This window comes from Sphingomonas sp. Sph1(2015) (genome assembly GCF_001970915.1).
Classification (GTDB): domain Bacteria; phylum Pseudomonadota; class Alphaproteobacteria; order Sphingomonadales; family Sphingomonadaceae; genus Sphingomonas; species Sphingomonas parapaucimobilis.
The window spans coordinates 77,427-91,253 of sequence record NZ_MQUI01000008.1; the positions used below are offsets into that span (position 1 = coordinate 77,427).

Here is a 13,827-nt window from a genome sequence, read left to right on the forward strand (position 1 = left end):
GCTTCACGCTATGCCGATGCTCAGCCACAGCCGTGCCCCGGCATGCCGCATCAGGTCAATGGGAACGACATATGCCGAACAGGCCGAAGGACCGCATGTGAAGGGTTTTCCCTATATCCGCTGGACGATCATCGCGCTGTTCGTGGGTGCGATGGTCATCAACTATCTGACCCGCAGCATCCTGGGTGTCGCCGCGCCCGCAATCATGGCCGAACAGCATATCAGTTCGGAACAATATAGCTGGATCACCGGCGCCTTTCAGTTCGGCATCATGTTCCAGCCGGTGGCGGGCTATCTGCTCGACCTGATCGGGTTGAAGATCGGCTTCACCCTGTTCGTCGCGGTGTGGTCCTGCATCACCATCGGGCATGGGTTCGCCAATGGCTGGCTGGGCTTTGCCGGGCTTCGCGGCGCGCTGGGTCTGGTCGAGGGATCGGCGCAACCGGCGGGCATGAAGGTCGTCGCCGAGTGGTTCCCGGCGCGCGAGCGCGGCGTCGCGGGCGGCATCTATCAGATCGGGGCCTCGTTCGGCGCGGTCTTCGCGCCGCCGCTCGTCGCCTGGGCGGTGTTCCACCATAGCTGGCGCGCGGCCTTCTTCGTGGCGGGCGGGCTGGGGCTGCTCTGGGTGCTGGCCTGGCTCTTCTGGTATGCGACGCCCGCCCGTCACCGCGCGCTGTCGGAGGCGGAGCGGACACTGATCGTCGAGGGGCAGGAGGCCGCGCTCGTCAAGCAGCGCCGCCGTCCGCCGCTGGGCGAGCTGCTGCGCCGTCGCAACCTGTGGGCGATCGCGGCGGCGCGGTTCCTGGCGGATCCGGTCTGGGGCATGTTGTCGCTGTGGATGCCGCTCTACCTCGTCCAGGCGCGGCATTTCGACCTGACCCAGATCGCGATGTTCGCCTGGCTGCCCTTCCTGGCCGCCGATCTCGGCTGCCTGTTCGGACCGGCGGTCGTCGCCTCCCTGCAACGGCGCGGGGTCAACCTGATCGACGCGCGGCGCGGGGCCTTTACGCTGGGTGCGGTGCTGATGACCGGCATGATGTTCGTCGGCAGCGTGGGCAGTCCCGTCGCCGCCGTCGCGCTGCTGTGCCTGGGCGGTTTCGCCCACCAGACGCTGTCCGTCACCGTCATCACTTTATGCTCCGACCTGTTTCCGCAGGATCAGGTGGCGACCGCGACCGGCGTGTCGGGGACGGCGGCCAATCTGGGCGTGCTGATCTTTACCCTGACGCTCGGTTCGCTGGTCGATCAGGTCGGCTATCAGCCCTTCTTCATCCTGCTCGGCCTGCTCGATCTGGCCGGCGCGGCTCTCCTCTGGACCTTGGTGCGCAAACCCGCATGACCCCGAACAATCCCATTCTGCCGGGCTTCAATCCCGATCCCTCGATCGTGCGCGTCGGCGAGGATTATTACATCGCGACCTCGACCTTCGAATGGTATCCGGGCGTCCAGATCCACCATAGCCGCGATCTGGTGAACTGGACGCTGGTGGCGCGGCCGCTGAACCGGGCGAGCCAGCTCGACATGCGGGGCAACCCCGATAGTTGCGGCGTCTGGGCACCCGATCTGAGCTATGCCGGTGGGCGGTTCCACCTGATCTTCACCGACGTCAAGCGCTATGGCCGCACCACCGTCGACGGCGCGAAGGGCGCGTCGCTCCGCGACTTCCACAATTACTGGGCGTCGAGCGAGCGGATCGACGGCGAGTGGTCCGATGCCGTCCATCTGAACAGCAGCGGCTTCGACCCGGCGCTGTTCCATGACGATGACGGGCGCAGTTGGCTGCTGAACATGCTGTGGGACCATCGCCCCGATCGCAAGCGCTTTGCCGGGATCGTGATCCAGCAGATGGACCTGACCACCGGCCGCCTGCTGGGCGAGCGTCGCCGCATCTTCGACGGCACGGCGCTGGGTTTCACCGAGGGGCCGCATCTGTATAAGCGCGACGGCTGGTATCATTTGCTGGTCGCCGAGGGGGGAACCGAGCGCGGCCATGCCGTGACGATGGCGCGCGCGCGCGACCTGTTCGGCCCCTATGAGGTGCATCCCGACGGCCCGGTGCTGACCGCGCGCGACACGCCCGACGCGCCGCTGCAACGCACCGGGCATGGCGATCTGGTCGAGACGCCGGACGGTGAGACGTGGATGGCCTTTCTCTGCGGCCGTCCGCTGCCCGTCAGCAATCGCTGCGTGCTGGGCCGCGAGACGGCGATCCGGCGGATGGAGTGGGGCGCGGACGGCTGGCTGCGCTGTGCCGAACCGACGCCGGTGGCGGCTGTCCCCGCGCCGGTCGAGGCGCGGGACCAGTTCGACGCACCATTTCTGCCAGCCGCCTTCCAATGGTTGCGCACGCCCGAGCCGGACCATATCTTCAGCCTGACCGAACGTCCCGGCCATTTGCGACTGTTCGGGCGCGAAACGATCGGCAGCCATTTCGAACAGGCGCTGGTCGCCCGCCGCCAGACCGCCTTCCGCTATGACGTGCGGACGGTCGTCGATTACGAGCCGGAGCATTTCCAGCAGGCCGCCGGGATCGTCGCCTATTACAACAGCACCAAATACCACTTCCTCCAGATCACGGCCGGGGATGCGGGCAAAAAGCTGATCCAGGTCCTGTCGGTCCTCCCGAACGGGGAGGGACAGAGCCTGATGGGGCCTGCAACACCCGCCCCGGCTGGCCCGATCGAGTTGCGGGCGGTGGTCGATCACGAGGAACTCCGCTTCGCCTTCCGTGCCGAGGGAGCGGCGGAATGGACGTGGCTTTCGCAGACCTTCGACGCCTCCATCCTCTCGGATGAGGCGACGTTGGCCGGTTTGCCCAATTTCACGGGTGCCTTTGTCGGCATGGCGTGTCAGGATATGAGCGGGTCGGGTCATCCGGCAGACTTCCGCTATTTCCACTATGTCGAGCGACTTGACGGCGATTGAGCAATCGATCGGCCTGATTGGCTAGACCAATATGGACAGGCCGCTTTCCCGTCGTTAAGCTTGCCCCAGACATCGGCGCCGCGATGCGCCGGGAGAGGGTAGGGGAGTGACGGGCTTGCGGGTACGCAATCTGCGCTGGTGGATCGTTGCGCTGATCTGCGCGGGGACGATCGCCAATTATCTGGCACGCAACAGCCTGGGCGTCCTCGCGCCCGAGCTGAAGTCCGCGCTCCACATGTCGACGCAGCAATACAGCTATGTCGTCGGTGCGTTCCAGCTGGCCTATACGATCATGCAGCCGGTGGCGGGGGCGTTCATCGACCGCTTCGGCCTGCGCGCCGGGTTCGCGCTGTTCGGCCTGGCCTGGTCGGCGGCGAACATGATGCACGCGCTGGCGATCGGCTGGGTCAGCCTGGCCATCTATCGCGGCATATTGGGCTTGTTCGAGTCCGCGGCCATCCCCTCGGGCATCAAGGCGGTGGCCGAGTGGTTCCCGGCGCGCGAGCGCTCGGTGGCGGTCGGCTGGTTCAACGCGGGCACCTCGCTCGGGGCGCTGATCGCGCCTCCGGTGGTGGTGGCGGTTGCGCTGTGGGCCGACTGGCGCACAGCCTTCATCGTCACCGGAGGCGTCGGCATCTTCTGGGCCGCTGCCTGGTACATCTTCTATCGCTCGCCCGACGAGCACCCTGCGATCACGCCCGAGGAAAAGGCGATGATCGCGGTCGAAAAGCCCAAGGGGCCGGTCCAGCGCGCCAAGGCGAAGGATATTCTGCGCACCTCGCGCTTCTGGGTGATTGCGGTGCCGCGTTTCCTGGCCGAACCGGCGTGGCAGACCTTCAGCTTCTGGATTCCCCTCTACCTCGCCAGCGAGCGCGGCATGGACCTGAAGCAGATCGCGCTGTTCGCCTGGCTGCCCTTCCTGGCGGCCGATGTCGGCGGCATATTGGGCGGCTATCTCTCGCCCTGGCTGATGAAGCGTGGCGTCTCACTGATCCCGTCGCGGGTCGCCGGCGTTGTACTGGGCGCGGTCCTGATGATCGCGCCGGGCTGTATCGGACTGGCCGCCAGCCCCTATACGGCGATCGCGTTGTTCTGCATCGGCGGCTTCGCCCATCAGATGATCTCCGGCCTCATCAATACCTTATCAGCCGATGTGTTCGCCCCGGCCGAGGTCGGCACCGCCAATGGCTTTATCGGCCAGGCGGGCTGGATCGGCGGGCTGCTCTTCTCGCTGCTGATCGGGCAGCTGGCCGATACGGTCGGCTATGCGCCGCTCTTTGCCGTGCTGGCGGTCTTCGACCTGATCGGGGCGGCGGTGCTCATCATCTTCATACGGCGGCTGACGCCGTTCGCCACCACGACCCAGGAGACCGGCCAATGAGGCGCGCCACCCTTTCCCAGCCGCCGCGCTTCGCCATCACCGGCCAGTCGCGCGGGCGGCTGACGCTGACCGCCGATACCGGCGCGGTCGCGCACCTCTTCGTGCTGGAGGAGGACATGACGCGCCTTCTGCTGCTGGCCGAGGGGCGCGTGACCAGCCCGCCCAGTTGGGCGATTGCGCCGGGGGTCGAGGACATTGCCGAACCGGGCCGCGATCGGATGGACGTGTCGGGCTTCGCTTGCCCCGACTTCACTTGCGAGGAGACGGACGGGCACCTGATCGTCGCGACTGCGCGGCTTCGCGTGACCCTCACTCTGGACGGCCTGCATGGCCGCTGGGAACAGCGGGCCGAAAAAGGCTGGCACGTCATCACGCAGGACCGCCCGACCCAGGCCTATGACTTCGGATGGTGGGACGGCCGCGCGCATCATTATGCCGCGCGGGTGCCGGGCGAGCGCTTCTACGGACTGGGCGACCGCACGGGCGATACCGACCGGGCGGGTGGGCGCTTTCGCCTGACCAATGTCGACCCGATGGGCTTCGATGCCGAGACGAGCGATCCGCTCTACAAGTCGATCCCCTATCTGCTGGTCGCCGATTCCGAGGGGCGCTGCCATGGCGAGTTTTACGACACGGTCGCCGATGTCACCTTCGACCTGGGGCAGGAGCTGGACAATTATCACGGCCTCTATCGCCATGTCGTGGCCGATGCCGGGGATGTGGATCGCTGGATCATCGCGGGGCCGGACCCGCTGGCGGTCACGCGGCGCTTCACCTGGCTGACCGGGCGTCCGGCGCTGATGCCGCGCTGGTCGCTGGGCTATTCGGGTTCGACGATGACCTACACCGATGCGCCCGACGCGGCGGCGCAGATGGCGGGGTTCCTGGAGCTGTGCAAGCGGCATGATCTGGGCTGCACCTCCTTCCATTTGTCGTCGGGCTACACGTCGATCGGCGACAAGCGGTACGTCTTCCACTGGAACCGCGACAAATTCCCCGATCCCGCTGCCTTCGTCGCTTCCTATGCCGAGGCAGGTGTCCGGCTGGTGCCCAATATCAAGCCCGCATTGCTGCGCAGCCATCCGCGTTATGACGAGGTGGCGGCGGCCGGACTGTTCGTCGCGAACGCGGACGGAGAGCCGGTCGAGGCGCAGTTCTGGGACGAGGTCGGCAGCTATATCGACATGACCTTGCCGAAGGCGGCGGCGTGGTGGCGCGATCAGGTTACCACCGCGCTGCTCGATCACGGGATCGAGGCAACATGGAACGACAATAACGAATATGAACTGTGGGACCGCCGCGCCATGGTCGACGGCTTTGGCCAGGCCCGCCCGGCATCGGAGATGCGCCCGGTCCAGCCAATCTTGATGACCCGCGCCTCGCGTCAGGCGCAGGTCGCCGCGCGGCCCGATACAAGGCCCTATGTCGTCACCCGATCGGGCATGGCGGGACTGCACCGCTATGCGCAAACCTGGTCGGGTGACAACCGGACCGAGTGGAAGACGATCCGCTACAATGTCCGCCAGTCGATCGGGCTGGCGCTGTCGGGAGTGTCGAACAGCGGCCATGACGTGGGCGGCTTTTCCGGGCCTGCGCCGTCGCCGGAGCTGCTGATCCGCTGGGTGCAGGCGGGGGTGCTGATGCCCCGGTTCAGCATCCATAGCTGGAACGACGACCGGACGGTCAATGAGCCCTGGATGTATCCGGAGGTGCTGCCCGCGATGCACCGCCTGATGGCGCTGCGCCAGACCTTGATCCCGTTCTTCTACGACCTGCTGCACCGCTATCATGAGGATTACGAGCCGATGGTCCGCCCGCTCTGGGCCGACTTCCCGCAGGACCCAGCGGCCTGGGGCGAGCGGGACGAGCATATGCTGGGGCCGGATGTTCTTGCCGCCCCGGTGATGGATGAAGGGGCGGAGCGCCGTTCGGTGCAACTGCCGGGTGGAACCGAATGGGTTCACGTCTGGACGGGCGAGCGTTTCGCCGGTGGCGTAAAGGCCGATGTCGCCGCGCCAATTGATGGCCCGCCGCCGCTATTCGCGCGGAGCGGATCAGCGATGCTGGTCGACCTTGCCCGGGGCGGCTGGCGGCCTGAGCCCTATCGTCGTGGGCTGTGGCTCTTCCCGCCCTCGACCGGCGCTGTCCGTTGGACCGGCATGGACGATAGCGGCGACGGTCATGGCTCGGTCACGCGCTGGCATCTGACCGGCCAAGCCGATGGGGAGCGGGTCGTCGTCGCCGTGTCACGCGACGGGGAAGCGGAGGGCGGCATGACCCTTCTGCTCCCGCCGGGCGACGGCCGAGCCCTGATCGTCGAAGGCGCGGATAGTATGCCGGTCGAGCAGGATGGACGACGCGGCCTTCATCTGACCGTCTGACGTTTCGATCGGGCAAGCGAGAGCGTCCGGCCTTGGCCGGGCGCTTTTGCGTATCTGGCGCTGGTTAGTGATGCGCAAATGTCGCACACGTTTGCAATTCTTCATTGTATTAGCGCAACCAAAGCAACCCGCCTGCGCAGGTCTAACAACAGCATTGCATTGGTAAGGCCATTCGGTATGTTTGGTTGACAAGGCCAGACCGGCCAAGACCGGCGGCAATGGGAGGGAAGGATGAAGATGCTGCGTTCCACCGTGGCCCTGACGGCGATGATCGCATCGCTGTCGGCGGCAAGTCAGGTTTCGGCTCAGCAGGCCGCACCATCGCCAGCCGATGAGGCGCAACTGACCCAGGCGGCACAGGGACAGCCCGGCGGCCCCACCTCCAACGTCGCGCCCGAACCGGCCAGCGCAGGCGACATCATCGTCACCGCCAACAAGCGCGCCGAGAATGTCCAGCGCGTGCCGCTCGCCGTGTCGGTCGTCGCTCCGGCCCAGTTGGCGGCGGCGGGTGTCCGCAATTTCACCGATATCGGCAAGGTCTCATCCTCGCTGGTCGTCCGCCCGGCCGAACAGCCGCAGAACTCCAACATTTCGCTCCGCGGTGTCGGCACCTTCGCCTTCGGGATCGGCGTCGAATCCAGCGTCGCGGTACTGGTGGACGAGGTGCCGCTGGCGTTCCAGGCGCGCGCCTTCACCGACCTGCCCGATGTCGAGCGGATCGAGGTGCTGCGCGGCCCCCAAAGCACGCTCTACGGCAAGTCGGCTTCTGCGGGTCTGGTCAACCTGATCACGCGCAACCCGACCTCGGAACTGCGCATCCGCGCCAATGCGGTGGCGACGACCGATCGCGAGCAGGGCGTGAACTTCAGCGTGTCTGGTCCGATCAACGAGCAGCTCGGCTATGTCGTGTCCGCCGCCTACAACAATTGGGACGGCAATATCCGCAACCTGTTCAACGGCAAGCGGGTCAATGGCCGCGAGACGCTGAACCTGCGCGGCAAGCTGCGCTGGGAGCCGACCGATACGGCGGCGCTGGTCATCTCGGGCAATTACGTCAACGGCAACACCACGGTCGGTCGCCCCTTCCTGGCATTCGGTCAAAATGCCCGGCTGCGCGGCACTGCCGGGCTGACCCCATCGGTCGTTCTGCCCGGCATCGTGGTCGGGCCGGACAACCAGACGATCAGCAATAATTACGACTCGCGCACCAAATATGAGGGCGGCGGCGGTTATATCCGTGGCGAGTTCGGCATCGGTTCGCTGAACCTGGTGACGATCAGTTCGTACGACCGTTTCCACCTGAACGACTATCTGGACCATGACGACACGTCGGCACCGGGCAATCTGGGCAACAACACCCAGATCGGCGTGTTTAATTCCGAGCAGGTGACCGAGGAAGTCCGCCTGCAGTCCGACGCGGACAAGCCGTTCCGCTATACGGTCGGCCTCTACGGCGCGAATGTGAAGTTCAATCGCCCGTTCCAGCGCGGGCCGTATTTCTCGCTCGCCAACTGGTATGCCACGTCGCAGTCGCGCCAGGTCGCGGCCTTTGCGCAGGTCGACTGGACGATCGTGCCCGACCTGACCTTCACCGGCGGCGGTCGCGTGCAGAACGAGCGGGTCAGCTATACCTTCCGCGACAATCTGGCGGGCACGGCCTTTGCGGGTCATGCCAGTGACACGGCGGGCACCTATCGCGGCACGCTGCGCTATGATTTCAGCCCGACGATCAACGGCTTCGTGACCTATGCGACCGGTTACAAGGGCCAGACCTACGATCTGACGACCGGCTTCAACCGCAATCGTGCGTTGGCCGGGCCGATCCGCCCTGAACGCTCGCGCGATAAGGAACTGGGTATCCGCAGCCAGTTCCTCGACCGCCGCCTGACCGCCAACGTCACCTTGTTCGACACCAATTACCGTGACCTTCAGGCCCAGACGATCGAGACGCTGGCCGATGGCACATCCAATTATCGCCTGACCAATGTCGGCAAGCTGAATACAAAGGGCGTCGAGTTCGAGGGTTCGATGCGGTTCAGCGACAGCTTCAACCTGGGCGGGGCCGTCACCTATCTCGACGCGAAATATACCGAGTTCGGGGTCGCCCAATGCTATCCGCTCCAGACCGCGGCGCAGGGCTGCACCGGCTCCCCCGCCAGCCAGAACCTGACCGACACCACCGCGATCCAGGCGCCCAAGTGGAAGTTCAACGCCAATCTGGACTATTCGCCGCGCCTGACCACGACCACGCGCGGTGTGGCGCAGGTGAACTGGCAATATCAGAGCAGCCTGTTTTTCCAGGCACGCGATCCCCAGACCTTCCAGCCCGCCTTCAGCATCGTCAATGTCGGCCTGGGCGTGCGCGAGGAGGATCGCCGATGGGAGCTGGTCGCCTTCGTCAACAACCTGTTCGACAAGCAATATTACGGGTCGCTGGTGAACACGGCGGGTAATTTCGGCAACAACATCGCGACCCAAGCGGTGCTGCCGCGCGACTTCCGCCGCTATGCCGGGATGCGCCTCGGCCTGAACTTCTGATGCGCCGGGTCGGTCTGGGGCTGGCGGCGGTGGCGACGCTCGCCGCTGTCGCCACCGCGCAGATGCCGGGGGCGGGGCAGGGCGATGCCCCGGCCCGCCCGCCGGTCGACGCCCCCGAACTTGCCCGGCTGGGACGCTATCCGGTCGGCGTACAGCGCAACCGTTTCGTCCAGCCGGGGCAGGCCGATCCGCTCCAGGGCAGGGACCGGCCTGCCATCGTCGATCGCGAACTGCCGTTGCTCATCTGGTATCCGGCGGCCTCGGCGGGGCGGGGGACCACCTATCATACCGCCCTGTCGGGCGAGGATGGCCGCGACGTCGTCTTCGATCTGCCCGGCCTGGCTTCGCCCGACCGTCCGGCCGCGGCGGGCCGTTTCCCGCTGGTGATCCTGGCGCATGGCTATGGGAACACGCCCGAAGTCCTTTCCTGGCTCGGTGAAAATCTGGCCAGCAAGGGCTATGTCGTCGTCGCCCCGGCCTTTCGCGATCCGCCGATCAGTATCCGTACCGATGCCGCCCGTGCGGGACCGATCGCTCGGCGACCGCTCGACATCGCCTTCGTCACCGCCCAGGCGCAGGCCCGTGCCGACCAGCATAAGGGCATATTTGCCGCTGCCGATCCGACCCGAACCGCGCTGATCGGTTATTCGATGGGCGGTTACGGCGTACTGACGGTCGGCGGGGCACCGCTGAACCCGGCGATGGGCCAGCTCAGCCGGGGCATCCTCACCCCCTATGCCGCCGATCGGGCGGGCGCGTTGCGCGCGAAGCACCTCAAGGCCATCGTTGCGCTGGCCCCCGCCGCCCGCTTCGGCGAGGTGCCGATCTGGACGGGGCAGGGCGTGGGCGCGGTGCCCGTGCCGACCCTGATCGTCGTCGGCGATCATGACCGGGTCGTCGGGCATGAGGCAGCGCGTGCGCTGTTCACGGCGCCCGCGTCGGCCCCCCGCTATCTGCTGACCTTTGCCCAGGCCGGGCATAGCATCGCCCTGACACCCGCACCGCCCGCGATGCGGCAGCGTTTCTGGGACATGGACTGGTTCGAGGACGCGGTGTGGCGCAAGGACCGGCTGCTGCCCATCCAGACCCATTTCATCACCGCCTTTCTCGACCGCTATGTGAAGGGTGAGACGGCGATGGATGCCTATCTCAACGGCCTGACGGTGCAGTCGGATGCGGGCCGCTGGCCGGGCGCGCCGGTCGGCCGGGTGGCGCAATACAGCCCCGGCCCGCCCGCCTCGACCGTGTGGAAGGGATTCCAGCCCGGCCGTGCGGTCGGCATGAGCTTCGAATATCGCCCCGCACCCGGCTGGAGATGAACGGGGGCGGGGTCTAGACTGACGACCAAGGCTGGCGGTCAGGACCGGCCGAATGACGGGAGAGCGACGTGATGGGCAGGACCATGTGGGGATATGCCGCGGCGGGCATGATGCTGGCCACAGGCGCGCCGCTTTACGCACAGGATGCCGCGCCCCGGCCCGGTCCCGTTCTCGCGGCGGCCGATCTGCGTGACGGGACCGACCTGTCGGGGCCGTGGCATTACTCGATCGACCCGTTCCGCTCCGGCATTTCGGGCTTTCACGGCGGCATGCCCGATAGCGGGCAGCAGCGGTGGAAGGACGTGGACGTTCGCACCGAGATGGCGAAGGACAGCCGCGTCCTCTACGAATTCGACCTGCCCCATTCGCCGCTGACCTCGCTGCCGTCGTCCTGGCTGACCCAGGCACCCGAGCTTCGCCATTATGACGGGCTGATGTGGTATCAACGGACTTTCGCCGCGCCCGCCGTCCGCAAGGGCCGCTATTTCCTGCGCTTCGGCGCGGCCAATTACGCGACCATCGTCTATCTGAACGGTAAGCCGGTCGGAAAGCATGAGGGCGGCTTCACGCCCTTCGCCTTCGACATCACCGGGCTGCTTCGCGACGGGATGAACCAGGTCACAGTCGGCGTCGACAGCCAGGCGACCGAAGCCACCGTGCCGCCGCCGGTCACCGATTGGGAAAATTATGGCGGCATCACCCGGCCGGTTCGGCTGATCCAGACGCCCGATACCTATGTCGACGACGCCTGGGTGTGCCTGACCCGCGATGGTCGCATGGCGGTGGACGTGCATCTCGACGGGCCGCAGGCGGCGAACCGGCCGATGCGGCTGCGCATCGCCGAGCTGGGGCTGGACCGGGCGGGTACCACCGATGCCAAGGGCGACTGGCGCGCGACCATGGCCGCTCCCCGCGCGCTGGTCCGCTGGTCGCCCGAGCGGCCCCGGCTCTATGACGTGGCGGTGACGGCGGGCGAGGACCATTGGCGCGACCGCATCGGCTTTCGCACCATCGAGCGACGCGGCGCCGACATCCTGCTCAACGGCAAGCCGATCTTCCTGCGCGGCATCTCGATGCATGAGGAAGAACTGGGCGTCGATCCCACCCGCGCGATGACCCCGGCCGCCTCGCGCGCGCTGCTGTCCGAGATCAAGGACGGGCTGCACGGCAATTTCGTCCGGCTGGCGCATTATCCACATTCCGATGTGACGGTGCGGCTGGCGGACGAACTCGGCTTGATCGTCTGGAGCGAGGTGCCGGTCTATTGGCGCGTCGCCTGGTCCAACCCCGACACGCTGAACCGCGCCCGGATGATGCTCGCGGAGAATATCCTGCGCGACCGCAACCGCGCCTCGATCGCCATCTGGAGCGTCGCCAACGAGACGCCCGTGACCGACGCCCGCAATGTCTTCCTCCGCACGCTGGTCGGCGATGTCCGGCGGCTGGACGACACCCGTCTGGTCAGCGCCGCGCTGCTGGTCGAGCGGGGGGAGGGCGCCGATCACCCCGTGATGACCCTCGCCGATCCGCTGGCCGACGCGCTGGATGTCATGGCGATCAACACCTATAATGGCTGGTATACCCCGGATCGCCTGACCGATCTGGCGCGCAGCGAATGGCGGGTGCCCGCCGACAAGCCGCTGATCTTCTCCGAATTCGGCGCCGATGCACGGGCGGGTTTCCACGATCCGGCGAACAAGCAGAAATTTTCCGAGGAGTTTCAGGCCGACTATTACCGCGCCACGCTGGGCATGGCGGACCATGTGCCGACCCTGCGCGGCATGTCGCCCTGGATCCTGAAGGACTTCCGCTCGCCCCGCCGCCAGAACCCCGATTTCCAGCAGGGCTGGAACCGCAAGGGCCTGATCTCCGAGACCGGACAGCGCAAGGAGGCCTTCGGTGTGCTGAGCGATTATTATGGCACGAAGGCCGAACAGCGATAGGTGGGATTTCAAAAGCTTGAACCCGAAAGCCGGGCCACGGCGTTAACCCCGCCATGACCCAGGACGACGAAAAATGGATGCGCATGGCGATCGAGGTCGCGCGGTCGAAAGGCTCCGATCCCTCGACCTCGCCGCTCGGCTCGGTGATCGTGCTCGACGGCCGGGTTCTTGCCGCCGAGCGCAACCAGACCGAGGAACTGCCCGACGCCACCGCCCATGCCGAGATGATGGCGATCCGCCGCGCCTGCGAAGGGGAGGGTGAACTCGAACTGCGCGGCGCGACGCTTTACTCGACGCTGCAACCCTGCGGCATGTGCACCATGGCCTCGATCTGGTCGAAGGTCGGCCGCGTAGTCTATGGCGCGGGCCGCGATGACGTCCATGCGATGTATTTCGAGGCGCGGCACGTCGATACGCTGGGCTTCATCGCCGACGCTTACCGCAATGACATCGTGATTGAGGGCGGCTGCCTGCGCGAGGAATGCGCGGCGCTCTATTACCCGCCCGATGCCGACCTGTCGGAAGACGAACAAGCCAACCTTTGAAATTCCCCTTGCACCCACCGCCCCGCTTCCCCTAAGGGCCAACCCCTGTCGGGGAGTGGCGCAGTCTGGTAGCGCGCCTGCTTTGGGAGCAGGATGTCGCAGGTTCGAATCCTGTCTCCCCGACCAGAATGGCTGTTATTCGCCATTCTTGCGCTGACGAAAGCGTCACCAGTCATCTGAAACCGGAACAGACCGGAGACAGGTGAAAATCATGGGAAATCAAAACCACGGAATAGTCCCGGAACGGGTTGGCAGTTCGCTCGCGGATGCCGAACAGGCTTGGGTGGATTGGCGCGGCGGTGAACGCCCCGTTGATGCAAACGCGCTGACACGTCCGCGCTATGGCGATCGCGAACTGTTCATCCGATCGGCATGGGCGCATGACTGGTCCCGGCCGTGCCAATATCGCGTCGCCGTCTTCGGAGACAATCCATGACGACGACTGAGGAGGGGCTGCGGCATTTGCGCAAATTGGCTTCTGGAAAAGGTGCCAAGCCTCAGCCGCTCAAGCAGGGCTACGTTTCTTTTCTGCGGTCAGAAAGCCGGGCCGGTGAAAATCGGTTGGTCGACTGACCCGAGCGAGCGCCTCTATCGCCTGCAAACCGGCAGGGCGTCACGTCTGCATATCTGAGCTGACGTGTCGGGCACAAAGGCTGACGAGAGCGTCTATCACAACCGCTTTGCCGATGCTTGGGTTGGTGGCGAGTGGTTTGCGCGAACCCCGGCGCCGGAGGCTCAAATCGCCTAGGCCGCCTCGTGGTCGAGGGCCGTGGGCGCGGCCCCTGATGCGCCGGT

General features: G+C 66.2%; 9 protein-coding genes and 1 tRNA gene. All 10 read left to right on the forward strand.

Translation table 11 applies throughout. The annotated features are described in order from the left end of the window. The first annotated feature begins 58 nt into the window (after positions 1–58). Positions 59–1,339, forward strand: a complete 1,281-nt coding sequence (locus tag BSZ14_RS05410; RefSeq protein WP_076710127.1) for an MFS transporter — start codon at positions 59–61, stop codon at positions 1,337–1,339. Then, positions 1,336–2,925: a glycoside hydrolase family 43 protein gene (locus BSZ14_RS05415; protein WP_076710128.1), complete on the forward strand. Its 1,590-nt coding sequence runs from the start codon at positions 1,336–1,338 to the stop codon at positions 2,923–2,925. Before BSZ14_RS05410 ends, BSZ14_RS05415 begins: the two co-directional genes overlap by 4 nt. A 115-nt stretch (positions 2,926–3,040) precedes the next feature. After that, complete coding sequence (locus BSZ14_RS05420; protein WP_042488106.1) at positions 3,041–4,306, forward strand: MFS transporter; 1,266 nt, start codon at positions 3,041–3,043, stop codon at positions 4,304–4,306. Continuing rightward, on the forward strand, positions 4,303–6,687 hold the full coding sequence (locus tag BSZ14_RS05425) for a glycoside hydrolase family 31 protein (RefSeq protein WP_076710129.1): 2,385 nt from the start codon (positions 4,303–4,305) through the stop codon (positions 6,685–6,687). Before BSZ14_RS05420 ends, BSZ14_RS05425 begins: the two co-directional genes overlap by 4 nt. 231 nt (positions 6,688–6,918) lie before the next feature. Beyond that, positions 6,919–9,225 carry a TonB-dependent receptor gene (locus BSZ14_RS05430; protein ID WP_076710130.1) on the forward strand — a complete coding sequence of 769 codons (2,307 nt, stop codon included), beginning with the start codon at positions 6,919–6,921 and terminating at the stop codon, positions 9,223–9,225. Further along, on the forward strand, positions 9,225–10,544 hold the full coding sequence (locus BSZ14_RS05435; protein WP_076710131.1) for an alpha/beta hydrolase family protein: 1,320 nt from the start codon (positions 9,225–9,227) through the stop codon (positions 10,542–10,544). The genes BSZ14_RS05430 and BSZ14_RS05435 overlap by 1 nt, the downstream gene beginning before the upstream one ends. 83 nt (positions 10,545–10,627) lie before the next feature. Next, a complete protein-coding gene (locus BSZ14_RS05440; RefSeq protein WP_083748130.1) occupies positions 10,628–12,487 on the forward strand; it encodes a glycoside hydrolase family 2 protein in 1,860 nt (619 codons plus the stop codon). 53 nt (positions 12,488–12,540) lie between these two features. Further along, a complete protein-coding gene (locus BSZ14_RS05445) occupies positions 12,541–13,032 on the forward strand; it encodes a nucleoside deaminase (protein ID WP_076710132.1) in 492 nt (163 codons plus the stop codon). Positions 13,033–13,081: 49 nt separating this feature from the next. Continuing rightward, positions 13,082–13,158: transfer RNA gene (locus BSZ14_RS05450), tRNA-Pro, on the forward strand. A 306-nt stretch (positions 13,159–13,464) separates the two neighbouring features. Then, positions 13,465–13,605, forward strand: coding sequence for a hypothetical protein (locus BSZ14_RS19605; RefSeq protein WP_158069181.1), 141 nt, complete (start codon positions 13,465–13,467; stop codon positions 13,603–13,605). Positions 13,606–13,827 lie beyond the last annotated feature (222 nt).

Bases quoted from the DNA above. Each gene is read 5' to 3' on its own strand.
- BSZ14_RS19605 (WP_158069181.1), top strand. From the start codon at position 13,465: ATGACGACGACTGAGGAGGGGCTGCGGCATTTGCGCAAATTGGCTTCT.
- BSZ14_RS05425 (WP_076710129.1), top strand. From the start codon at position 4,303: ATGAGGCGCGCCACCCTTTCCCAGCCGCCGCGCTTCGCCATCACCGGC.
- BSZ14_RS05410 (WP_076710127.1), top strand. From the start codon at position 59: ATGGGAACGACATATGCCGAACAGGCCGAAGGACCGCATGTGAAGGGT.
- BSZ14_RS05445 (WP_076710132.1), top strand. From the start codon at position 12,541: ATGACCCAGGACGACGAAAAATGGATGCGCATGGCGATCGAGGTCGCG.
- BSZ14_RS05440 (WP_083748130.1), top strand. From the start codon at position 10,628: ATGTGGGGATATGCCGCGGCGGGCATGATGCTGGCCACAGGCGCGCCG.
- BSZ14_RS05415 (WP_076710128.1), top strand. From the start codon at position 1,336: ATGACCCCGAACAATCCCATTCTGCCGGGCTTCAATCCCGATCCCTCG.
- BSZ14_RS05435 (WP_076710131.1), top strand. From the start codon at position 9,225: ATGCGCCGGGTCGGTCTGGGGCTGGCGGCGGTGGCGACGCTCGCCGCT.
- BSZ14_RS05430 (WP_076710130.1), top strand. From the start codon at position 6,919: ATGAAGATGCTGCGTTCCACCGTGGCCCTGACGGCGATGATCGCATCG.